The sequence below is a fragment of the Enterococcus sp. CWB-B31 genome, from assembly GCF_020567645.1.
GTDB lineage: Bacteria > Bacillota > Bacilli > Lactobacillales > Enterococcaceae > Enterococcus_L.
Genome location: NZ_JAJDJW010000005.1, coordinates 102,302 through 123,852, shown reverse-complemented (window position 1 = coordinate 123,852; position 21,551 = coordinate 102,302). Strand labels below are relative to the sequence as shown.

General features: G+C 39.2%; 20 protein-coding genes. 15 read left to right on the top strand and 5 right to left on the bottom strand.

All coding sequences use genetic code 11. From position 1 onward, the window contains the following. Nucleotides 1-72 precede the first annotated feature (72 nt). From LI954_RS07000 to LI954_RS06965, 8 genes are all read left to right on the top strand, one after another. Entirely contained in the window at nucleotides 73-1,188 is a 1,116-nt protein-coding gene (locus LI954_RS07000; protein WP_229444059.1) for a hypothetical protein, read from the top strand. Nucleotides 1,189-1,206: 18 nt separating this feature from the next. Then, nucleotides 1,207-2,451: a hypothetical protein gene (locus LI954_RS06995; protein ID WP_202066725.1), complete on the top strand. Its 1,245-nt coding sequence runs from the start codon at nucleotides 1,207-1,209 to the stop codon at nucleotides 2,449-2,451. 213 nt (nucleotides 2,452-2,664) lie between these two features. Then, entirely contained in the window at nucleotides 2,665-3,345 is a 681-nt protein-coding gene (locus LI954_RS06990; RefSeq protein WP_202066726.1) for an ABC transporter ATP-binding protein, read from the top strand. Then, nucleotides 3,346-4,617, top strand: a complete 1,272-nt coding sequence (locus LI954_RS06985) for an ABC transporter permease (protein ID WP_229441599.1) — start codon at nucleotides 3,346-3,348, stop codon at nucleotides 4,615-4,617. It begins immediately after the preceding gene. A gap of 368 nt (nucleotides 4,618-4,985) precedes the next feature. Beyond that, the gene (locus LI954_RS06980; RefSeq protein ID WP_202066728.1) at nucleotides 4,986-5,582 is read left to right on the top strand and encodes a nitroreductase family protein; all 597 of its coding nucleotides are present in this window, start codon (nucleotides 4,986-4,988) and stop codon (nucleotides 5,580-5,582) included. A gap of 133 nt (nucleotides 5,583-5,715) precedes the next feature. Further along, the gene (locus LI954_RS06975; protein WP_202066729.1) at nucleotides 5,716-5,892 is read left to right on the top strand and encodes a hypothetical protein; all 177 of its coding nucleotides are present in this window, start codon (nucleotides 5,716-5,718) and stop codon (nucleotides 5,890-5,892) included. 951 nt (nucleotides 5,893-6,843) lie between these two features. After that, complete coding sequence (locus LI954_RS06970; RefSeq protein ID WP_229441598.1) at nucleotides 6,844-7,350, top strand: DNA-3-methyladenine glycosylase I; 507 nt, start codon at nucleotides 6,844-6,846, stop codon at nucleotides 7,348-7,350. 193 nt (nucleotides 7,351-7,543) lie between these two features. Beyond that, nucleotides 7,544-8,380, top strand: coding sequence for a hypothetical protein (locus tag LI954_RS06965; protein ID WP_229441597.1), 837 nt, complete (start codon nucleotides 7,544-7,546; stop codon nucleotides 8,378-8,380). Between the two features lie 181 nt (nucleotides 8,381-8,561). On the opposite strand, the gene LI954_RS06960 is transcribed toward LI954_RS06965, so the two are convergent. Further along, nucleotides 8,562-9,293 carry a MerR family transcriptional regulator gene (locus LI954_RS06960; protein WP_202066731.1) on the bottom strand — a complete coding sequence of 244 codons (732 nt, stop codon included), beginning with the start codon at nucleotides 9,291-9,293 and terminating at the stop codon, nucleotides 8,562-8,564. A 160-nt stretch (nucleotides 9,294-9,453) separates the two neighbouring features. Here LI954_RS06960 and LI954_RS06955 point away from each other — a divergent pair, with 160 nt between their 5' ends. After that, nucleotides 9,454-11,676, top strand: a complete 2,223-nt coding sequence (locus LI954_RS06955; RefSeq protein ID WP_229444058.1) for an ATP-binding cassette domain-containing protein — start codon at nucleotides 9,454-9,456, stop codon at nucleotides 11,674-11,676. 140 nt (nucleotides 11,677-11,816) lie between these two features. Here the strand turns inward: LI954_RS06955 and LI954_RS06950 are convergent, their stop codons facing one another. The 4 genes from LI954_RS06950 to LI954_RS06935 all read right to left on the bottom strand — a co-directional run bounded on the left by LI954_RS06950 (nucleotide 11,817) and on the right by LI954_RS06935 (nucleotide 17,613). After that, nucleotides 11,817-13,247: a 6-phospho-beta-glucosidase gene (locus LI954_RS06950; protein ID WP_229444057.1), complete on the bottom strand. Its 1,431-nt coding sequence runs from the start codon at nucleotides 13,245-13,247 to the stop codon at nucleotides 11,817-11,819. Between the two features lie 193 nt (nucleotides 13,248-13,440). Next, nucleotides 13,441-14,769 carry a PTS sugar transporter subunit IIC gene (locus LI954_RS06945; protein ID WP_229444056.1) on the bottom strand — a complete coding sequence of 443 codons (1,329 nt, stop codon included), beginning with the start codon at nucleotides 14,767-14,769 and terminating at the stop codon, nucleotides 13,441-13,443. A gap of 283 nt (nucleotides 14,770-15,052) precedes the next feature. Next, the gene (locus LI954_RS06940; protein ID WP_229444055.1) at nucleotides 15,053-15,811 is read right to left on the bottom strand and encodes a MurR/RpiR family transcriptional regulator; all 759 of its coding nucleotides are present in this window, start codon (nucleotides 15,809-15,811) and stop codon (nucleotides 15,053-15,055) included. A 311-nt stretch (nucleotides 15,812-16,122) separates the two neighbouring features. Beyond that, nucleotides 16,123-17,613, bottom strand: a complete 1,491-nt coding sequence (locus LI954_RS06935; RefSeq protein ID WP_229441594.1) for an amino acid permease — start codon at nucleotides 17,611-17,613, stop codon at nucleotides 16,123-16,125. 107 nt (nucleotides 17,614-17,720) lie between these two features. On the opposite strand from LI954_RS06935, the gene LI954_RS06930 reads away from it, so the two are divergent. The 6 genes from LI954_RS06930 to LI954_RS06905 all read left to right on the top strand — a co-directional run. Beyond that, nucleotides 17,721-18,155, top strand: coding sequence for a GAF domain-containing protein (locus LI954_RS06930; RefSeq protein WP_229441593.1), 435 nt, complete (start codon nucleotides 17,721-17,723; stop codon nucleotides 18,153-18,155). Between the two features lies 1 nt (nucleotide 18,156). Further along, entirely contained in the window at nucleotides 18,157-19,197 is a 1,041-nt protein-coding gene (locus LI954_RS06925; protein ID WP_229444054.1) for a sensor histidine kinase, read from the top strand. Beyond that, the gene (locus LI954_RS06920; RefSeq protein ID WP_202066739.1) at nucleotides 19,175-19,819 is read left to right on the top strand and encodes a response regulator; all 645 of its coding nucleotides are present in this window, start codon (nucleotides 19,175-19,177) and stop codon (nucleotides 19,817-19,819) included. The genes LI954_RS06925 and LI954_RS06920 overlap by 23 nt, the downstream gene beginning before the upstream one ends. A gap of 11 nt (nucleotides 19,820-19,830) precedes the next feature. Beyond that, nucleotides 19,831-20,574, top strand: a complete 744-nt coding sequence (locus tag LI954_RS06915) for a sirohydrochlorin chelatase (protein ID WP_229444053.1) — start codon at nucleotides 19,831-19,833, stop codon at nucleotides 20,572-20,574. Next, a complete protein-coding gene (locus LI954_RS06910) occupies nucleotides 20,555-20,998 on the top strand; it encodes a precorrin-2 dehydrogenase/sirohydrochlorin ferrochelatase family protein (RefSeq protein WP_229444052.1) in 444 nt (147 codons plus the stop codon). Before LI954_RS06915 ends, LI954_RS06910 begins: the two co-directional genes overlap by 20 nt. 284 nt (nucleotides 20,999-21,282) lie before the next feature. Next, nucleotides 21,283-21,551: hypothetical protein (locus LI954_RS06905; protein WP_229444051.1), on the top strand; the 269-nt coding region annotated here is incomplete at its 3' end.

Here is a 21,551-nt window from a genome sequence, read left to right as displayed (position 1 = left end):
AAAGGGGGATAGGATAAAATAGACACATAAATATAAATAATAGTTAACATAAATTAGGAAGGCTGTGAATCCATGTTCTCTTTTTTAAAAAAAGGAAAAAATAAATCCAAAAAAGACTATGATGAGTACTATGATGAAGACGAGTATGACGACGATGATTACGATGATGATGATTATGACGACGATGATTACGATGATGATGATTATGACGATGATGATTACGATGATGATTATGACGACGATGATGACTATGACGATGACGATGACGACGACGATGATGATTATGACGACGACGATGATGATGATTATGACGATGAAGATGACGATTATGACGACGATGAAGATGATTACGATGAAGCTCCGAAACGCTTCTCATTTAAAAAGAAAGAACAGTCTGAACCGGCTGCTCCTAAAAAGAAAAAGCGACCGGCACCAGTTGTTGTCGATGATGATGAATTAGAAGAGCTGCAGGATGAGATTCAGGAATTAAAAGCTGAATTACGAAAAAGTCAACGAGCTCTTACAAAAGCAGAAACAGAAGCGGCTGAACTAAGAGATGAAAATGTTTCCCTTGAAAATGAATTGGCTACAGTTCAGGCTGTACCGAAGGATTATGAAATCCGGATTGTTGAACTGCAGCAGCTGCAGAGAAAATATGATGAATTATCCAGAGAAAATACACGTCAGCTGGATGAACTTGACTTGAATCGCAAGAAAGCAGAACGTTTTTCTCAAAAAGTTCGTCAATATGAGCAGGAGTTACTTTCCAAACAGCAGGAAATTGATAAATTGTCTGAGGATAGAATTGTTATTATGTCAAATGATCCGACGACAACAGATACTTCTACTTATGAAGAATTATCAAGACTGCGTCAGGAGCTTGATTCTGCAAGACGCCGTTTGGCACAGCAAGAGCTTACTACTGAGACACAGTTATCTAAAGAAGATATTGGTGAAGTTCTTCTGGAAGCAAAACGTCAGGCGAAAGAAATTGTTAATCAGGCAAACCATCGCGCTCAGCTAATTAATGAGGAAGTTCAGCGGAAAGCTGTTATTCTAAAACGATTGGAAAAAGCGGAGCGGGAATATACAAATTATTACAATCGAATCAAAAATGTAAAAGAAGAGTCAGAATTGGCGTTCAGTCAGATTATCAATTTAGTTAAAGATGACCAAATGGATTTATAGAGAAGGGAGGAAGATTCAGTGAGTGAGGCATTTGATGTTTTTTTTCACCAAAAAGCAATTCCTGATTATTTAGGAACAACAATTTATGAAAACAGTTCTGCGGATGAGTTGCTGGTTTCATGTGAAGGCATCTATAGCCGAGTAACTGGAAGTAGTTTCTCTCCAATGGAGGAACAAAAGGTAGTTAAACAGTTACAGAATTCACAGAAGAACCGTGACTATCTAGAAATCCAATTTTTTCAGGTTCAGTTAGATGAAGAAGCATTGTTGGATGAATTGAAGGAGCTGTTTCCTCAGTTTCTGTGGACGAAAATGTCGGAAGAAATTGAAGCAGAATTCAGCACGTACGCCTGTGAGTTCATTCCCATTGCCATTCGTGATGAAAGTTACGATACACCGATCTATTTCAATATCATAGAAAGCCTTCAGCAAATGAAGGGTAACTTAAATGAATCCATCAGTGAAATGCTGGAGAAGCATTTAGATGAGATTTTGAATGAAGAAGATGATTCAGGATCGGCTGAAGAGCTGTCATTTCCAGTTAATGTAACTATTGATGAAACACCAGAAGAGGATGATTACGAGTATGAGCCGGTTGCTGCCAGCAGAAAAAGTCGTAAAAGTCGTAAAAATTCTGTTGACCTTCCTGCAGTCAGGAAGTCTTCAGAAAACTCCTTAGCTCGGACAGAAGAGAGTGAAATTGTTTATCTGAAAGAAAGTCTGAAGCGGGAAAAAGCGTCAAAGGAACGTGTGCGGGTAGCAAAAGAAAAATTGGAACACGAGCTGCTCGCTATAGAAAATAGTCTGCTTGTCAGCGGGTTAAAACGTTTTAAGAAGCACAGAAAAATAACTGTGGATGAAGAAGACTGGTACAAACCAGTTAAAATTGACCTGATTCATTATGATGATTTATATAAGAAAGCTAAGTTTATTGAACAGTCATGGAAGTTGAATAAGGAGTTAGTGACAATTACAGAGAAAATGATTGTTACAAAAGACGAACTTACTTATGAGCGCGAACGAGTTGAACGGATCAAGAACAGTGTTTCTGAGATGGATCTTCAGTCAATGATGGAGCAGTGTCATCTGATTAACAATCGCGTACGAATCAATCGCGGCTTCCTGTTCATAAAACCAAGTGTGAAGCTGTATCAGATTGATTATGAACAGCTTGAAAAAATCAGCGGCTTCTTTGATGTTATTCAAACAGAGAATCGTCTGCTGGAACAGATAATTCTTAATCAGGACAATGATAATAAATAAGTAAAGCTCTTGAAAAAGGGGATGTACAGATGAATTCTGGCACAATTCCTTTTTCAGGGCTTTTTTATTATAAAAATACCCATTTCCTATTCCTGTTTTCAATGAACTAAATGATGAGAAATAAATACATCCTCAGTACCATGACAAGTAACAGGTGTTGCTTCAAAATGAAAGATGTGATAAAAAATCAGTAAAAAATGATGGAGGATAATCATGTCTGTAATTGAAGCAAGAGCGTTGAAAAGAAGCTATGGACGAAATGAATCAAAGTTTGAAGCACTGAAGGGAATTGATCTTAAAATCGAACAAGGCGAGTCTATAGCAATTATTGGGAAAAGCGGTTCCGGCAAGTCTACATTAATGCATATTTTGGCATTATTGGATAAACCTACTTCGGGTGAAGTTTTATTGAATGGAAGCAGTGTTAAAAATATCAAGACAAAGGAACTGAACCATATGAGAAATGAAGGCTTTGGCTTTGTTTTTCAGCAGTTTTTTATGAATCCGAAAGATACAGTTTTAAATAATGTAATGCTTCCGTTAAAAATTGCCGGAATATCAGGACGTCAAAGAAAAGAAATGGCAATGAAGGCGTTGAAAGCAGTGGAACTGGAAGATAAGACCAACAATAAAGCAAATAATTTATCGGGAGGACAAAAACAGCGGGTTTGTATTGCACGTGCATTGGTAAATAATCCTCAGATTATTTTTGCTGATGAGCCGACCGGCAACCTCGATTCAACTACAGGGGAAAAAATTGAAAAATTATTATTTGATCTGAATAAAAAATCAGGAATTACACTGATTATAGTGACTCATGATGATGAATTAGCTGCTCGTTGTGATCGTCAAATACGTATTAAAGATGGAGAAATCATAGAAGGGGATGAATAAATGAAAATCAGTGATATTTTAAAATCAGCAGGAGCAAATTTATTAAGAAATAAAGGAAGAACGATTTTAACTGTTGTGGCAATATTTATTGGCGCCTTCACTATCTCTTTAACAACGGGTGTAAATACAGGTGTGAATGATTATATTGATAAACAAGTCAGCAGTGTAGGCGGAGAAAATCAGTTGTTTGTCCAGCCTAAGATGGAAACAGGAATGGAAAGCAGTGACGGCCCGGCTGAATATAATCCAGAACAGGCAAGTGCTGAAATGGAATACCTTTCAAACAGGGATTTGGATAAAGTAAAAGAGAAAAAAGGGATTAAAAAAGCAGAGCCTTTCATGTTCCTGTCAACTGACTATATTCAGGGGACGGGAGATAAAAAATTTGTTTTTTCTGCAGCAACACCGAGTGAGATAACAATAGATTTGGAAGCTGGGAAAGAAGTAACTTCAACTGGGGAAGCTTATGAACTAAATCTTGCTCCTGAATACTTGGAAAGCTTGGGTTATAAAAAAGCACAGGATGCTATAGGCGAAATAGTTAGAATTGCTGTCAGTTCTCAGGCAACAGGTGAGCAGGAAATTTTAGAAGCTAAAATTATCGGTGTTCGAACAACCAGCCTGATTCAAGGTGGGCAATCAATCGTCAGCAAGGCGTTGGGAAACAGAATTGCTGAAATTAATGAGAAAGGGCTGCCCGATGCAATGAAGAACCAGTATACTGCAATTTCAGCAGTGACGGCAGATGGGCTGTCAACAGAGGAAGTCAAAGAGATCCAGAAGAAGCTGGAAGAGGACGGTTATACCGCAACGACTGTTGAAGATGAAATTGGTATGATTCGGGATATTATCAATGCTATCACTGGAGTATTAACAATGTTCGGAGCTATTGCCTTGTTGGCAGCCAGCTTTGGAATTATCAATACTCTGTATATGTCTGTTCAGGAAAGAACGAGAGAAATTGGTTTGATGAAAGCTATGGGATTGAGCAGCGGGAAAGTATTTATGATCTTCAGTGTTGAAGCAGCACTGATCGGATTCCTTGGTTCTGTCTTAGGAATTGCTGGTGCAATGGGGGCAAGTGTGTTTATTAATCAGTTTGCTGCAAAGTCATTTTTAGATGCATTAACTGGGTTTACGCTATTACAATTTTCGCCAATTTCCAGTCTCTCGATTATTGTCATCATTATGGTTATTGCGTTCCTTGCAGGAACACTGCCGGCAAGAAGGGCAGCAAGCTTAGATCCAATTGAGTCACTAAGGTATGAATAAATAAACGGAAACAGTAGTTGGAGAAAAAGAGAGCGGGACAGAAATAAAGTTCTGAACGCTTTTCGTATCTATCCCTGAATAAAGGTCGGTACAAATACTCATGAGGGCTATCACCCTCATGAGTATTTGTACTGACCTCCTTTTAATTTATGAAATTCATCCATTTCTTGCGGATAACCAGATTGATAAAGAGAACGTTTCCCAAGTGAAATTCTTTGATTTTAAGCTTAAATGTATGCGACTTCGAGAAAATAAAAAATAATCAAGCAAAAATAGGCATATCTTTTTACTTACTTTTCGTAAGGGTGTATAGTAATAACAGTAGCAGTAATTATTGATTTGTAATGATGAAAGGATGGAAGTAAATTATGTCAAATTTTGTAAATGGATTAAAGAATCGTCGTTCAATTTATGCTTTAGGAAATAATCTGCCAAAGACAAGAGATGAACTTACTGCACTTGTTAAAGAAGTGGTAAAAGAAAGCCCGACTGCTTTTAACTCTCAAACACAACGGGTGGTATTTTTGTTTGGGGATGCCCATAAAAAACTGTGGGATATAACAGAGAAAGCGTTGAAGCCATTAACTCCTGCTGAAGCATTCCCTAATACTCAGGAGAAACTAAAAAGTTTTACTGCTGCTGCCGGTACTATTTTGTTCTTTGAAGATCAGGATATTGTTAAAAACCTGCAAGAGCAATTTGCATTGTATGCTGAAAATTTCCCTGTCTGGTCTGAACAAGCAAGCGGTCTGACTCAGGCTAATGTCTGGACCGCATTGGCAGAAATTAATATTGGCGCAAACTTGCAGCATTATAACCCAGTAATTGATGAAGCTGTTGCGAAAGAATGGAACATTCCAGACAGCTGGAAGTTAAGAGGCCAACTGGTATTTGGTTCAATCGAAGAACCTGCTGGTGAAAAAGAGTATATGAGTGATGAAAACCGATTTATGGAATTCAGCTAAGTAAATAGTAAATTTTTGGAACACTGGTATCATAGCGTCTATCGCTTGGGATATCAGTGTTTTTTTCAAGCAGCGGAGTAATTTTTTTTAAGTTCTATACTAAAGTATAGTAAAAAGGCAGAGAAGGGCGAATATGCTGATTGTAATAGATGCTCGAAATTGTAATTTAGATCTGGCTGGTAAAAAGTATGCAGCACCTAATGAAGCGTTTATAAAAAGATTAAAGCTTAAAATACATGAGTCCATAAATAAAGAGAGTCCTGTCCTGTATACAAGAGATATTTCTGTTGAACAAAAAAGGGAAAAATGAGGATAGCTGGTGCAATAGTAGGCGATTTAAAGGAAGTTTTACAGATCAAAGCTCGGAACCAAGTCCCGTACAGCTTACTTCTAAAGGAAGCGGTGTAAATGCAGTAATATGGACAGACGGCAGAGCTGACCACAGTTTATATCTTTTTGGTATCAAAGGAAGCCGGTTGTGTTATAGGACAAATTTATTCGATTATCGGCGACAGCTTCTTTGCTTGATAGAAGAGGAGATGAGTAGTAATGCTATGGGCCAAAGGACGATCCGAATTTTTGAACCACTACTGTGGAAAAAGACTATAACCATTAGTAATGCTCTTTGGTAGAAGCTTATCTGGAAGATTGGGTGATTCCAATTGCCATTTTATAGGCGAGAGAGCGGCTGGGAAATTCATCTGATTCTGAAAAGAAAAAATTTGAAAAAGAGGTGTATCCTAAAAAAACAGAATAAGTACAACGATGAAAAAATCAATCAGGCTCTTTTGAATGATAATGTTAGGGTTTATTTTAAAGAAGATAGCTGACAGGTTCAGATTAAGGGAGTGAAAAGAGCTTCTGACTTATTTTCAACAAAAAGAAGCGGGTGAGCGATTCAAAGAGATACCAAGAATAAAGAATCAAAAGTAGTTACTTATAAAAAGACAGATCAGCTATATTCTGATTAAAGGGTACCTAAAAAATACATGAATATGGTTATTAGATATGCTGAGGAAAACGTATTGGCAGATTTGTTCCTGTTTAGGAAACTGAAAAAACAGATGAAGCTCGTATTCAATCTATTTGAAGTCTATTAAAAATGTTTCCTCAGTTTTTGCGTACATTATTATACTAGGTGAAAATAATGAATATGATACAATAATAAAAACTGAAAGTCGGAGAAAAAAATTCAATATTTGTGATGTATAAAATATCCAACTATGTTGGAACATGTTGGATTTAAGAGGAGGCAGGAGTAATGAAAAAATATCAATGGTACAGCGATCAATGGGGAAAGCCGGGGAAAAATGATCAGGAGCTCTTTTTATTATTAACAGTGGGTGTCTTTCAAGCGGGCTTGAGCTGGCAGGCCGCGGCTGGGAAAAAAGATGTGCTGATGCGAAATTTTTGTGAGATGGATTTTCGACAGGTTGCTGCTTTCTTTCCAGATGATGTTGAGCGTATTGCAAAAGATCCTGATATGATCCGGAATCCAAGAAAGATAAAGGCAGTGATACAAAATGCACGTGCAATCGTCAGACTGCTGGAGGAGTACGACAGCTTTTCAGAGTATTTGTGGGATTTTGTTGGCGGAGTTCCTGTTGTAAAAAACTATAAATCAGAGGAAGAGATTCCTAATGTACTTCCAGAGGCAACAACGATTGCAAAGGACATGAAGAAAAGAGGTTTTTCCTTTGTAGGACCGGTAGTAACCTGTATGTTTTTGAAGGCTGCAGGAATAATAAAGGATGAAGCAGCTGTATAGATGTAAAGACTGGGTATAAAATGCAGAAGTACAAATATTTCTTGTGTTCATACCTTTTTATTTTCCTCTCGTATTTACAGATTGTTTCCGATAGAATTTAACGATTTTTGTAATGAATATCGAAACATTTATTCACTTTACAGCTTTTAATGGTATGATTAAATTATCTTGTTGTAAAGGAGAGGGATTTGAAATGAAGAAAAGTGTAAAAACAGTATTATTATCTTTACTGGGAGGAGCAGCAATTCTTGCACTTGGACTAATCTTGGGGCAAAGCACAACGGCAAATGAACGGAAGGTGTATATTCCGGATGATAATCTTAGGTCAGAGATTGTTGAACAAGTGAAATGGAATCCTGAAACTGGGGAAGAAGAGCCCGTTGAAAATGAGCTTCCAACAGTTAGCCAAATGGAGCGGCTGGAACAATTGAGTGCCAGTAATGTAAGTTCTTTGGAAGGACTTCAATTTGCTAAAAATGTGACGAGTTTATCATATACAGCAAGTACCGATTTATATGTGGTTGATTTTCGCCCGATTAGCGGGATGGATAGCTTAGAGCAATTTTTCTGTTATTCTTTTGAACCGGGAAGAAGTACTCCGGTAGACATTACGCCCTTTGGAGAACTGAAAAATTTAAAGACACTTCACTTAGGTTATTATGGTTCTGTTTTTGATTTCAGTCCGCTTTCTGATTTAGAGAATTTAGAAAGGGTAACTGCTGTTGGTTATGGAAGGGTTGAATTTCCTGCAGTGTATGTTGATAGAACGACTAAAACATTTAATATGAGACATCCAGTTACTTACTCTACTCAGTTTGATGGTACATGTGGAGTTGAAGCAACTCTATGGGAGGCTGATGAAGAGGCTGGGGCTATTGGAGAAGCACAGCTAACATTGGAAGATCAGAAAATAACTATAAGCAATATCGAAGAAGAAACAACAACGATTCAATTTACTTTCAGCGCCAGCTCTCAGGACGGAAATTTTGATGCCGTGACAAATTGTGTCGTACCGATTATTTGGGAATAGATATTGATTTTAGACAAGCGGCTCACTGTTAAAAGCAGTCCCAAAATTTTTTAAGTATAAAACGGAAAGCGAAGGACTCCTAAGAGACTTTGCTTTTCGTTTTGTTGTACTTTCTAAAAGTTCGTTGTCTATCATTTGGTTTAAAAAGAAACTACCTCTTACTATTAACCTCTCTTAGGTCCTAGAATTCCATTCCGGGAAAATCAATAAAGTACTCGGGGGTTAAAAAGGTAATCAGCTGATACAAATAGTTTTGAGCGATGAATTGACGCTCCAGTCCCTTATTCAGTGCCTGAAGGGACTGCTCTGCCAATTTGATCAGCTCTGCTGGTGTATCAGCATTGAATGTATTCAGTATTTCTCTGACTGTGTCCAGTGACCAGATTGATGATCGAATCAGCCGGATGATCAGAAGTCTTCTTAATGCTTGTTCATCAAATTGTCGATAATTACTTTCAACATCTCTGGGTATTTGGATGAGCCCTTCTTTAGACCAGTGACGGATCGTTGTTTCAGTAACAGACAACCGTTCGGCTGCTTCCCCAATGCTGATCCAGCCTTTTTTAGGCATGTGTGTAATCACATGACTTTCTTCTTCATGAAGCAATGCCAAAGTCTGCTCAGTAATATGCTTTTGTTGATGCAATTTAAACTGTGCATCATTAATCAGCCAAAATAATTGAATATATTTTCTTTTTTCAACAAGAGCTGTCATTTCTTTAGTCATTTGATAACCATAAGCAAGAGTACATGTTCGAACGGCTTTCAAGAAGTGCAAGCTTGTTTCTGTATAGATACGATAGCCGCTTGCAGAACGATCAGGTTTAGGAAACAGTCCGTATTTTTCATAATGTCGCAGCAGACTGGTGCTTATATTTAGTTTTTTTGCAATATCAATTGGACGATAATTCATTATAAACTCCTCTCTATGCTAAACTTTTAGTATAAGTATATTATAATAAAGGGCTTTTTAAAACAAAACTTTAGAATTTGCATTAAAGTGTTATGATAGAGTTGCTGCTATAAAAAGCAGAGTGTAGCATTGAAAATAAACAATTGAAGGAGGACGCGATATGATAGAATATCTGCGAATTACCGGTGCAAGAGAAAATAACTTGAAGAATGTGGATGTCGTTATCCCGAAGAGAAAAATAACTGTTTTTACAGGAGTATCTGGTTCAGGAAAGTCATCGATTGTATTTGAGACAATTGCAAGCGAATCGCAAAGACAGCTGAATGAGACCTTCAGTGCATTTGTTCGCTCTTTTTTACCAAAATACAAGGAGCCCAATGTAGATTCCATTGAGAATTTATCGACTTCGGTTGTAATTGATCAAAAAAGACTGGGTGGGAATTCCCGCTCAACGCTGGGAACAATTACGGATATCAATTCTTTATTGAGAGTATTATTTTCAAGAGTAGGTCAGCCAAGTATTGGAACAGCTAATCATTTTTCCTTTAATGACAAAGAAGGGATGTGCAGGGAATGTCAGGGGCTCGGAAGGAAAGTGGAAGTGGATGAAAACAAGCTTTTGGACCGGGAACAGTCATTGGCAGAAGGAGCCATTATTTTTCCACCATTTAAAAACACAGAATGGTATATGAAAAGTTATCTTGATTCGGGATTGTTCGATGTAAATAAAAAGATTAAAGAATATACTTCGGAGGAACTGGAGCTTCTGTTGTATGGTCAGGATCTTAAAGTTAAAATTGATGGTGTGAATTCCAGCTATGAAGGTCTTGTCATCAAGTTTAATCGTCTCTATCTTATGAAAGAAGGGGAATTGACTGCACGAGCACAGAAAGTTTTAAATGAATATACACATGAAACGATTTGTTATGTATGTGAAGGAAAAAGATTATCACAGAAAGCGTTACAGGTTCAAGTAGCCGGATATTCTATTGCTGATCTGACTGCTTTTCAGCTAAATGAACTGCAGTCAGTACTTGAAACATTCGAGTTGCCGCAGGCGCTGCCTATTTTACGCGGTCTACAGGAAAAAGTCGGAAATTTGGTTGATATTGGGTTAGGCTATTTAAGTCTGGATCGGGAGACAGCGACGTTATCTGGAGGAGAATCTCAACGAGTGAAAATGGTAAAGCATTTGAACAATAGTCTGGTTGACTTGCTGTATATATTTGATGAGCCGAGTATTGGTTTGCATCCAAGAGATGTTCATCGGCTGAATGAGCTGCTGATTAAGCTCAGGGATAAGGGAAACACAGTCATTGTGATAGAGCATGATCCGGATGTGATTAAGATTGCTGATCAGGTCATAGAAGTGGGACCTCATGCAGGAAAGCATGGAGGAGAAATTATGTTCACTGGAAGTTATGGTGAGTTGCTGAACTCAAATACTCTGACAGGAACTTTTCTGAAAAATCAGGTGCCTATCAATCAGGAGCCGAGGGAGGCTGTTGATTTTTATCAGGGGAGGACCTCTTCTAGGCATAATCTGAAAAATATTTCATTAAATATACCCAAAAAAACATTGAGTCTGATCACAGGAGTCGCCGGATCAGGGAAAAGCACATTGGTTAGAGAATCTTTTCTTGCTCAATTTCCAGAAGCTATTGTCATTGACCAAGCTGCTGCGCAGACAAATTCCCGCTCGAATCCTGCTACATATATTGGGATTATGGATGCCATAAGAAAATTGTTTGGTCAGGTAAACAGTGTCTCTCCTTCATTATTCAGCTACAATTCCACAGGAGCTTGTGAGAACTGTAAAGGGCAGGGATACATTGAAACGAATCTTGCATTTATGGATGCTGTAAAGTTGGAGTGCCCAGTCTGTGAAGGTAAAAGATTTAAGCAGGAAGTGCTGAGCTACCGATATCAGGACCTTACGATTAATGAAGTACTTGCTTTGACAGTAGAAGAAAGCTTGAATTTTTTCAATACTGCTGGGATAGTTAAAAAGCTGAAGGCAATGTCGCAGGTAGGGTTGGATTATTTAGCGATTGGTCAGCCGATGAGCACCTTATCTGGAGGAGAATGCCAGCGGATGAAGCTGGCAAGTGAGTTTTACAAACAAGGTAGTATTTATATTTTAGATGAACCTTCGACTGGGCTGCATCTTTCGGATATCGAACAAATTATGAAAATTATGAACCATCTCGTGGACCAAGGAAATACAGTAGTTGTGATTGAACACCATGTAGATATTATTCGACAGGCAGACTGGATTGTAGATATAGGACCTGATGGAGGGGATCGGGGCGGACAGATTGTTTTTGAAGGGAAACCCGCGGATATTAGTGAAACTAGTTCACTGACAGGAAAATACTTGTAAATAAAAAAGATACTGAATAATAAATAGTCAAAATTTGGAAAAGAAGAAACATGAGATTTCATAAACAAGCTCATGTTTCTTCTTTTTTGAACGGAATCTAATTTTATCTATTCTTTTAGTTGAGATAATAAAGCTGAGATTTATAGTTTTTCACCATTGGATTTAATAACTTCCTGATACCAGTCGAATGATTTTTTCTTATACCGATTCATTGAGCCGCTGCCATCATTATTTTTATCAACATAAATGAAACCATAACGCTTTTTCATTTCACCGGTCCCTGCTGAAACAAGATCAATAAAGCCCCACGGCGTATAGCCGATCAGATCAACTCCATCGTATGCCACAGCTTCTTTCATCGCTTCAATATGTGCTTTAAGATAATCAATACGATACTGATCATTCACAGTTTGAGCAGGTAGAAGTTCGTCTATTGCGCCAAAGCCGTTTTCAACGATAAATAAAGGCAATTCATATCGGTCATTAAGCCAGTTCATGGCATAACGGAGACCTTGAGGATCAATTTGCCACCCCCAGTCAGATGCTTCGACATAAGGATTTCTGACCAGATCTTTTGATTCGTTGTAATCAAATGCAGGGGCTTTATTTTCTCCCTTTACTGCAAACGACATATAGTAGCTGAAACCGATGTAATCTACACAGCCTTCAGCCAAAGTATCCAAGTCTTTGGAGGTGATATCCAGCCGATAGCCTTTGCGATCCAAATAACGTTCGATGGTACTTGGATAATGACCGCGTACATGAACATCTGTAAACCAGTATCTTTTCTGCATGGCACTGACTGAAGCCATCATGTCATCTGGTGAACAGGAATAAGGATAGATGGGAACCATAGCTGTCATACAGCCGATTTGCAGATCAGGTTTGATTTGGTGCCCTATTTTTACGGCTTCTGCACTGGCAACTAATTCATAGTGGGCAGCCTGATACATGATTTCTTCCCGATTATCTTTTTCCGTATATTTGATTCCTGAATTTGTAAATGGAAAAAAGTCTTCTTCAAAATTTGTTTGGTTGTTGATTTCATTGAATGTCATCCAGTAGGTTACTTTATCTTTGTAACGTTCAAAGCAGACCTCAGCAAACCGGGTAAAAAAATCAATCAGCTTACGACTGCGCCAGCCGCCGTATTCTGTTACCAAATGATAAGGCATTTCGAAATGAGAGAGGGTAATGATCGGTTCAATTCCATAGTTCAAACATTCATCAAATAAGTCATCATAAAATTGCAGACCTTCTTCATTTGGTGTTTCTTCATCGCCGTTTGGAAAAATTCTGCTCCAGGCAATGGAGGTTCGAAAGCAGTTCAAGCCAAGCTCAGCAAACAGTTTCACATCTTCCTTGTAGCGGTGATAAAAATCAATTGCCTCATGGTTTGGATAATTTTCACCTGGAATAACACCATCTGTAATTTTTCTGGGTGTCCCATGTGCACCGACTGTCAATACATCTGCGACGCTGATGCCTTTCCCCCCCTGATCCCAGCCGCCTTCCAGCTGATGGGCGGCGACTGCGCCGCCCCATAGAAAGTTCTTTTTTAAAATTGACATAATCATCGTCCTTTTCAATCGTTAGTGTATGATAATAGAAAATCTGGAACAGAAGCGCTTGTGTGAGATTATCTGCGCCGAAAACTGCAGGCAGGAAAAATTCTTCTGCGATAAGTCAGTGTATGAGCGGCTTCTGTCCCAGCATTTATCTGTATCTAGAAGGGCAGTTACAACCTCTTCCTGTGCTTAAGAATTATTGTGCTTCAATTTTTTCTAAAATACTTTCTTCAATGGGTTGATTTGTTTCCTGAGCATAGTTAATTGCATCCATCTTTCTTGCAAACGGCAGGTAGATGAAGAAGCCAAGTACCAGGACAAACGCCTGCAGTAATGCTGTCCGCCAGCCGCCGACAAGTAAGCCGGAAAGAATGGCTGGTGTTGTCCATGGAACCTGAACAGCTGTGAAAAGCGGTACCAACCCGGTATACAAGGCAAAGTACGTAATGATAGAAGAAATAACAGGTGTTAAAATGAACGGAATCATCATGATTGGGTTCATAACAATTGGTGTTGCAAAAGTAATAGGCTCATTGATACCGAAAATTGCCGGCGCGAGTGATAGACGACCAAGCTGTTTGAACTGAGCTGATTTTGCAAAGAATACCATGAAGACAACTAATCCAATCGTCATACCGGCACCTGTAACAGTCTGGAACTGATCCATAAACTGTTTTGTCACGATATGTCCGCCATTTTCAATGGTCAGTGCTTTACCGGCCTTCAGGATTTCCGTGTTTTCCAAGGAGTTTGCCTGTAAAATCGGCTCCATGATCCCACCAACGATAGTTGAACCATGGACACCAAAAAACCAGAAAAATGGAACAAGGAAACCGATAATCAATGCTCCGCCAAGCGTATCTGTTACCCCTTGAAGCGGTGACTGCAGAATGTCGTAAATAAAGTCAAAGAATGTTGTGCTGAATACTTTATCAAAGAAAATATAAATCAGCATTGCACCAGTGATTAATGCTGCAGCAGGAATCAGTGCTGTAAATGAGTTTGCCACATTTTCAGGAACCTGTTCAGGCAGCTTGATTCGGATGTCATGACGTAGGAACCAGCTGTATACCCAGCCGACAACTAAACCAACAATAATGGAGGTGATCATTCCCTGACCGCCAGTCCAGGTTTTGTCAATAATATTGCCAATGGTCGCGCCGCTTTCTGCATCGGTCACTTCAGCAGCCATAAACAGAATAAAGATGACTAAACCGATCATACCGGCAGGAAGACCTTCAAAGCCTTCCGCTTTAACATAGGAATAAGCAATACCGATAACGGCAAAAATAGCCATAATAGCAAAAGATGCACCAAATGCCTGATTAAAATAGACGCCCAAACCAGATTCAGTTACCCAGTTCGCTGCCGGTTCATAAGGGATATTGGCAAGAAGCAGGAAAATAGAACCGACGATCGTAAATGGCATGGTGTACAGCATACCGTTTCTTAAAGCAGTAATTGGTTTTGTGTTAACAAATTTTAGTACGGGTGGAAGGATTTTGTCGTTCATCCATTCATTCATTCTAATTCATCTCCTCTAAAAATTAATCATGTAGAAAAATAAGTTCGTAGTGTGTATTCAGAAATAAAATACCCCGATTGACTGAATACGTTTACAAGATAACTATAAGAGATCAGATGAAAAAAATATATAGATTTTCTTCTTTGAGAAACATGTTCCGTCCAAAAAAACAAAGCAGACTTAAAACGCCGGTAAACCAACATTTTAATATCTGCTTTTCATAAGCTCTGAAACAAGAAATCAAATAGTTAAGGGATGAAACTGTTCATTTTAACCAGGATAGTTATTTATCCGCAGCTTGTGCTGAAAGCTGTTTTCCAGCCTGATGAGCAAGCAGCTCAATTAAAGCAATAACCGGAATTTGAGTGGTCAGATTAATATATGGATCTGCATAAGCAGATTTTTTGTCCGGCATATAATAGGAAATATTGTAATCTGCCAGTCGCGCAATTGTTGATGTTTCATCATTAGTAATACTTAAAATGTGTGCATTGGATTTTTTGAAATCCAATACCATTTTAATCAGTTCAGAGGTTTCACCGGAAACAGACAAAACCACAACCAGTGTACTCTCAAATCCCCTTGGTGGAATAGGTGTAAATGGATCGCCTACGCTATAGGCGTTGATTCCAATATTGGCAAAATACCGGCTGCCGTAGCCGCCTAAAACACCGCTGGTACCCAAACCAATAAAGACAACATGACGGGCGTTTAAAATAAGGTCAACTGCCGGTTTGAAGGTTTCCTGGTAAGTCTCGCGATTGATTTTTTTGAGAAACGAATCTACATGTACTGCAGAAGCATAATAATCTTCAAATTCACTTGGTTCGTTGTTTGCTTTCTTTACAGCAAATTTTAATTCAGAAAACCCTTCGAAGTCCATTTTGGTACAAAATCTTAAAATAGTTGAGGTTGAAACATGGCATTTTGCTGAAAGTTCGCGAATAGTCAGTTTAGGAATCTGTTCCAGATGTTCAATGATATATTGATAGACAATCAATTCCAAATCATTTAATGATTGAATTTTTTCCAAATCAAACAAAGCAGTTCCCCTCCCTATATAACGTCCTTTTCAGTTTACAATACAAAAGGAAAAACGTATAGCGATAGTTAATAGAGAAAACTAAAAATAATATAAAAAAGCGGTATTTCAATTAGTAAAAGAATTGAAATACCGCTTTTTGAAAATTAACAATTTTAAGTTCATCATGGGTATATCTTAAAAAATCTGCATAAATGGGACCTACAAAATAAAATTTCTCAGATGCATTTTTTTGAGAGAAAAATGCATCTGCAAGTCAGACATTTCCAATGGAAGCCTGTTACATACTGAAAGTTGAAGACCTGTTTTCTCTATTCAGCTAGTTTCTTATTGAAGAAGCGTTGATAGAGAATGGAACCAATCAGAGAAAAAATCAATGGGCCCATTGCCAAACTGAGTGTCTGGCTGTAATTTTTTTCCATTAGCGGAACATACAACTGAGAAAGAATGGACAGAGTGATGGTCAGTACTACGCTTCGGCTGATAATAATGGGCAGCAGTTTCGGATGTACGTGCAGTATATCTGATTGTTTTGCATATCTTTTTTTGAAAGCCGGATAAGCAAGAGCAACAAGCAGATAAGGCAGTGCTCTTGAAATGTTCGTCATCATGGTCAGTTGATTGTAAAGCACGGAGACGTAAGAATTCCCCCATGTGACGGCCAGAATAAATAAACTGATTAGAAGACCTTGAATAAATAGGGCATTTGTCGGCATTTCCTGACTGTTTTTCTTTCGCATCCATAGAGGCCAGTAATGATCGGGGGTTCCTTCAACCAAAACCCGCAAAGGCAGATAAAAAATTGAAGAAAGCAGTCCAATATAAGATAGGAGCAGAGTTAGAGCAGTCAGACGACTAAAAAGCTGTCCTGTCCAAACTGCTGTTTCAGAAGATCCACCTAAAGCATTGGCCAACTGCTGCCCTGAAGTATTCATCAGGCTGTACATTAGATTTCCTAAATGGAGAGTTGGGTCCTGTTGGAGCTTTTGCCAGTCCATTGCGCCGCTCCACAAAAAAATACCTGTAAAATAGCAAAGAACAATCAGTACGCTGCTGATAATAACAAGACGGGGAAATTTTTTCTTCTCACTCCCAGTTTTATCTACCATACTGGCAATAGTATCCAGACCGCCAAAAGCAGTAATGGCAAAAATCATAAAGCTGAGTTTGGAAAGAACAGACCCTCCTTGAGCAGAAACAGACTTTTGTGCACTGGTCTGCAGGTGGGGAATAATTTGATCAGGCTGCAAAAGCTGAAGAAGTAAATTACTGCTGAAGCTGATGAAAACCAGCAGGCACATCAAGGTGCTGCTGATGACTAAAAGTCTGGTGATTGGCTTGAAGCCGCGGCTGCTGAGTGCCAATGTGCAGCAAACTGCAAATATGGAAAGCAGACCAATCAGCTGTGTTGTGCTGAAAAATGAGACAGGGCTCGCTTCCTTTGTAAGATCTTTCCCGACAAATAGAAGCGACAGAGGTATCCACAGTTTCATAAATAAACTGATCATCCAGACAAAATAGCTGCAGTACCATAAAAAAGCAGCAATAAATGCGGTTTTCTCGGATAAACAATCAGACAGCCAGTGATACAAGCCGCCGGAATCATTTTTATAAACGGATGTAAATTCTGATATAATAAGAGCATATGGGATAAAATAAAAAACAGCTGCCCAAATAAAATAAGGCAGGGCACTCATACCCATAAGGAAGAATGCAGTTGTCAGACTGGAAAAAGAAAAAACTGTGGTTGTGATAATCATCACTAATCGTTTGGAACTGAGAATTTGTCTGTATTTAGTCATAGAAAGGTTTCCTTTATTTTTATAGATAGGTTTAATGATTTCAGCATAAAAAAGTTTAGTGAATAAAACAAGTACTTTAAAAAAAAATAGGGAATAGGAGTATGAAAATGTCTGTTCAGATACAAGCGGAGATTGATAACATGAGGAAGCAGCTGCATGTTGATTTTATCGGAATTGCTTTGTCAAAAGTAAATGAAGGGACAAACAGCCGAACGATTCATTGGGCATATGTTTCAGGAAATACCAATGAAAATTACAGGAGAATCCGCCTTCAGGTTGGTAAGGGCATCGCAGGAATCGTGTGGCGAACGGGTCGAAGCTATCAGGCTTCAGAGCTGCAGAGGAATCCAAAAAATCTGTTGGAGTTGCCGATTGCCAGAATGGAAAAGCTTGAAACTGCAGTTGCAGCACCAATTCTCAAAAATGGAAGAGTACAGGGGGTTTTACTGTTTGGTTCTCGGACCCCTAATGTGATGGAAATGGATCAATTAAAAAGTGTCGAAGATAAAGCAGAAGAGCTGATACCATTGTTGGAGGAATAGGATGGAAAAGAAAATATTTGAAGACATATTCTTGTCAGCTGCGGATGGATTGTATTTACTTTTTCGCTCAGGTGAAATCAAAAGAAATAAAGCAGCTGTTGAATTGGAGAAGCAGATGAAGGTTCCACTGCAAAAAATTATTGAGATTGCAAATGGAAAAGGCTGTATGCTGCATACTACGATGGAAAACTGTCTGAACTGTGAAGTGAAGGAAAACTGGACCAAAGAAGTGTTCCCGCTTATTTTGGAAACAAAAGACGGTCGTCAGGAGCATTTCAGCGGCAGTTTGACTGAGGTATCTGATGAGGTCGAGCTGTTGAGTCTCAGACGCGCAGATGCTCAGGACAAGCTGCGTCAGGTAATTGAAAATAAGCGTTTAATTGAATATGTCAATCAGGCGCATGAAACCGAAAGAAAAGCAATTTCTCAGGAACTTCATGATGGTCTGGCACAAAGTATATACAGTCTGATGCTGGATGTCAGACAGTTGAAACGTCTAAATCAGAAAGAGGAGCAGCTGTATAAGATCAGTGAAATTGATAAGGATTTTGTAGAGCTGTTACGTGAAGTGAAGCAGCTTGCCATTGACCTTCGACCAACAGCACTGGATGATCTGGGGTTGATTCCGGCAATTGAAGCTTTGCTGCAGCGGTTGATGGAAACTACGGGTGTGATGATTCATTTTATTCCAGTTTTGGGACAGCAGCGTTTTTCAGATAAGGTCGAGACCGTGACATACAGAGTCTTGCAGGAAAGTCTAATGAACAGCATTAAGTATGCAGAAGTTGATGAAATCTGGGTTACGCTGCATGACCGGGAGAACCTGCTTCATTTGGAGGTTAGGGACCATGGGAAAGGCTTCTCAATTGCGGGCATTAGGAAAGAAACATCTGGGGGCCTGGGGCTGCTGCATATGCGGGAACGTGCCGAATCTGTTGGCGGAATATTAAACATACAAAGTGAAATAGAGAAAGGAACAACAGTTGTGCTGATGCTGCCTATCAAACAGGGAGGAACCTATGAATATAATAATAGCAGATGATCATGCGGTGGTTCGAAGCGGATTGCGCCTCCTGTTGGAATCAGATCCGGAAATTCAGGTTGTCGGGGATGCAGCAGACGGCACAGAAACATTTTTATTGCTGGATCAGCATCCAGTTGATATTGTGTTGATGGATGTTCGGATGCCGCCGGGAGAAAATGGATTGCAGACAACCCAGCGGATCAGTGAGCGCTTTCCAAAAATAAAAGTAGTGATTCTGAGTATGCATGACGAAGAAGAATATTTAAGAAAAGCGCTGGAGTATGGAGCATGGGGATATATTTTGAAAAGCTCCTCAGATGAAGCGCTGTTGGCGGCTCTTCGAAAAGTCATGACAGGAGAGCATGTCATTGATCCCATATTTAACATTGCGGACCCTCAGAAGTGGCTGAGCGAACCTGCGAAAGAGCAGGAGCAGTTATATGAGCGATTGTCCAAGAGAGAGCGGGAGGTATTACCGTTAGTTTCTTTGGGGTACAGCAATAAGGAGATTGCAGAGCGCTTGTTTATCTCTGTAAAAACAGTGGAAGTGCATAAGTCTAATTTAATGAAAAAACTGAAGGTTGAAACTTTTTCTGAGTTGTTGCAGTATAGTATAAAGCATCAGCTGATTGATTTGTGAGGTGAAGGGGAATGAATGGGATAGTATATGTGTTTCATGGTAGTCAGAAAGAAGAAAAGAATAAAGCAGCGATGGATTTTGTTCAGCAGCTGAAGAATCGGCTGAATGAGGTGGCTCTTCAAGAGGCAGCGTTTCTTGAAAATCATCCATGGACAATTCAGCGGCAGATTGAACAGTTGATTGAAAAGGGGGCAGACCGAATAGTGATCGTTCCTGTTTTGCTGTTTGCTGCCAGACATGCGTTAGTGGATATTCCGATGGAAACAAAAAAAGTTCAGAAAAAATATCCGGGAATTGACATTGAGCAGACAGAAACCTTTGGAGATAAAGAAGGCAGCCGTCAGATTTTATTGGAACGCTTTATTCAGGCGAGAGCAGAGTGCAAGCCCAAAGATACTGCAGGTGTCCTTCTAGCTCACGGGACAAAAAGAACAGAAGAACCTCAAAAGATATTGGAAGAGATTGCCGGGGAACTGCAAGAAAAGACAGAATTGCCTGTTGCAGCCATGAGTCTAAAAGGACAGGAAGATTATATTGAGCAAATTTACGGATTATTGCAAAAATATTCTCAGTTGATTATTGTTCCGTTCTTTTTATTTGACGGACATCTGATTCATCTGCTGAAGGAACGTCTGACCAAAGAGTTTCCGAATCATACTTTCATAATTACACCGACACTGGAATTTGATCACAGGATTCTTGATGATTTGGAAAAAATTGTTCGTGAGGCGCTTTATGTACCCAATAATGATTGATCTGACGAATAAAAAGATTGTTGTAATCGGCGGTGGAACTATTGCTTTAAGGAAAGTAGAGCACTTGCTTGCAGCTGGGGGCAGACCAACTGTCATTGCCCTGGAAATTAAAGAAGAATTCCAACTACTGGAAGAGATTGAGCTGATTAAAGCTTCTTATCAAAAAGAACAGCTAAAGGAAGCACAGTTGATTTTTGCATGTACTGATTCAAAGGCGGTTAACCAAAGGATCGTTGATGATGCAGAGGATTGGCAATGGGTGAATGATTGTAGTCAAAAGAAAAATAGTGATTTTTTTAACATGGCAGTGATTGAAAATGAAGAAGTTCTTATTGCGTTATCCAGCTCTGGAAAATCTCCTGCGAACATTAAGCAAGTAAAAAATCATTTGAAGGAATTTTTAGAGAAGGAAAGCAAACAATAAGACAAAGCTATGTGAAATGATTCTTAATCTTAGGGGCATTTTGCTCAAAAAATAAAGGAAAAGGTTGAAGTTGTGACAAAGCTTCTCCATGTAACGAGAAACCGCAGGAGCAAATGTCTTTATGCGACGAGAAACCGCAGGAGCAAATGTCTTTATGCGACGAGAAATCGCAGGAGCAAATGTCTTTATGCGACGAGTAATCGCAGGAGCAATCTTTTTGTGCGACGAGTAACCGCAGGAGCAAATGTCTTTATGCGACGAGTAATCGCAGGAGCAATCTTTTTGTGCGACGAGTAACCGCAGGAGCAAATGTCTTTATGCGACGAGTAACCGCAGGAGCAAATGTCTTTATGCGACGAGAAATCGCAGGAGCAAATGTCTTTATGCGACGAGAAATCGCAGGAGCAAATGTCTTTATGCGACGAGTAACCGCAGGAGCAAATGTCTTTATGCGACGAGTAACCGCAGGAGCAAATGTCTTTATGCGACGAGTAACCGCAGGAGCAAATGTCTTTATGCGACGAGTAACCGCAGGAGCAAATGTCTTTATGCG

Bases quoted from the DNA above. Each gene is read 5' to 3' on its own strand.
- LI954_RS06945 (WP_229444056.1), bottom strand. From the start codon at position 14,769: ATGAATGAATGGATGAACGACAAAATCCTTCCACCCGTACTAAAATTT.
- LI954_RS06955 (WP_229444058.1), top strand. From the start codon at position 9,454: ATGATAGAATATCTGCGAATTACCGGTGCAAGAGAAAATAACTTGAAG.
- LI954_RS07000 (WP_229444059.1), top strand. From the start codon at position 73: ATGTTCTCTTTTTTAAAAAAAGGAAAAAATAAATCCAAAAAAGACTAT.
- LI954_RS06930 (WP_229441593.1), top strand. From the start codon at position 17,721: ATGTCTGTTCAGATACAAGCGGAGATTGATAACATGAGGAAGCAGCTG.
- LI954_RS06910 (WP_229444052.1), top strand. From the start codon at position 20,555: ATGTACCCAATAATGATTGATCTGACGAATAAAAAGATTGTTGTAATC.
- LI954_RS06990 (WP_202066726.1), top strand. From the start codon at position 2,665: ATGTCTGTAATTGAAGCAAGAGCGTTGAAAAGAAGCTATGGACGAAAT.
- LI954_RS06935 (WP_229441594.1), bottom strand. From the start codon at position 17,613: ATGACTAAATACAGACAAATTCTCAGTTCCAAACGATTAGTGATGATT.
- LI954_RS06970 (WP_229441598.1), top strand. From the start codon at position 6,844: ATGAAAAAATATCAATGGTACAGCGATCAATGGGGAAAGCCGGGGAAA.
- LI954_RS06915 (WP_229444053.1), top strand. From the start codon at position 19,831: ATGAATGGGATAGTATATGTGTTTCATGGTAGTCAGAAAGAAGAAAAG.
- LI954_RS06975 (WP_202066729.1), top strand. From the start codon at position 5,716: ATGCTGATTGTAATAGATGCTCGAAATTGTAATTTAGATCTGGCTGGT.
- LI954_RS06965 (WP_229441597.1), top strand. From the start codon at position 7,544: ATGAAGAAAAGTGTAAAAACAGTATTATTATCTTTACTGGGAGGAGCA.
- LI954_RS06920 (WP_202066739.1), top strand. From the start codon at position 19,175: ATGAATATAATAATAGCAGATGATCATGCGGTGGTTCGAAGCGGATTG.
- LI954_RS06925 (WP_229444054.1), top strand. From the start codon at position 18,157: ATGGAAAAGAAAATATTTGAAGACATATTCTTGTCAGCTGCGGATGGA.
- LI954_RS06960 (WP_202066731.1), bottom strand. From the start codon at position 9,293: ATGAATTATCGTCCAATTGATATTGCAAAAAAACTAAATATAAGCACC.
- LI954_RS06980 (WP_202066728.1), top strand. From the start codon at position 4,986: ATGTCAAATTTTGTAAATGGATTAAAGAATCGTCGTTCAATTTATGCT.
- LI954_RS06950 (WP_229444057.1), bottom strand. From the start codon at position 13,247: ATGTCAATTTTAAAAAAGAACTTTCTATGGGGCGGCGCAGTCGCCGCC.
- LI954_RS06985 (WP_229441599.1), top strand. From the start codon at position 3,346: ATGAAAATCAGTGATATTTTAAAATCAGCAGGAGCAAATTTATTAAGA.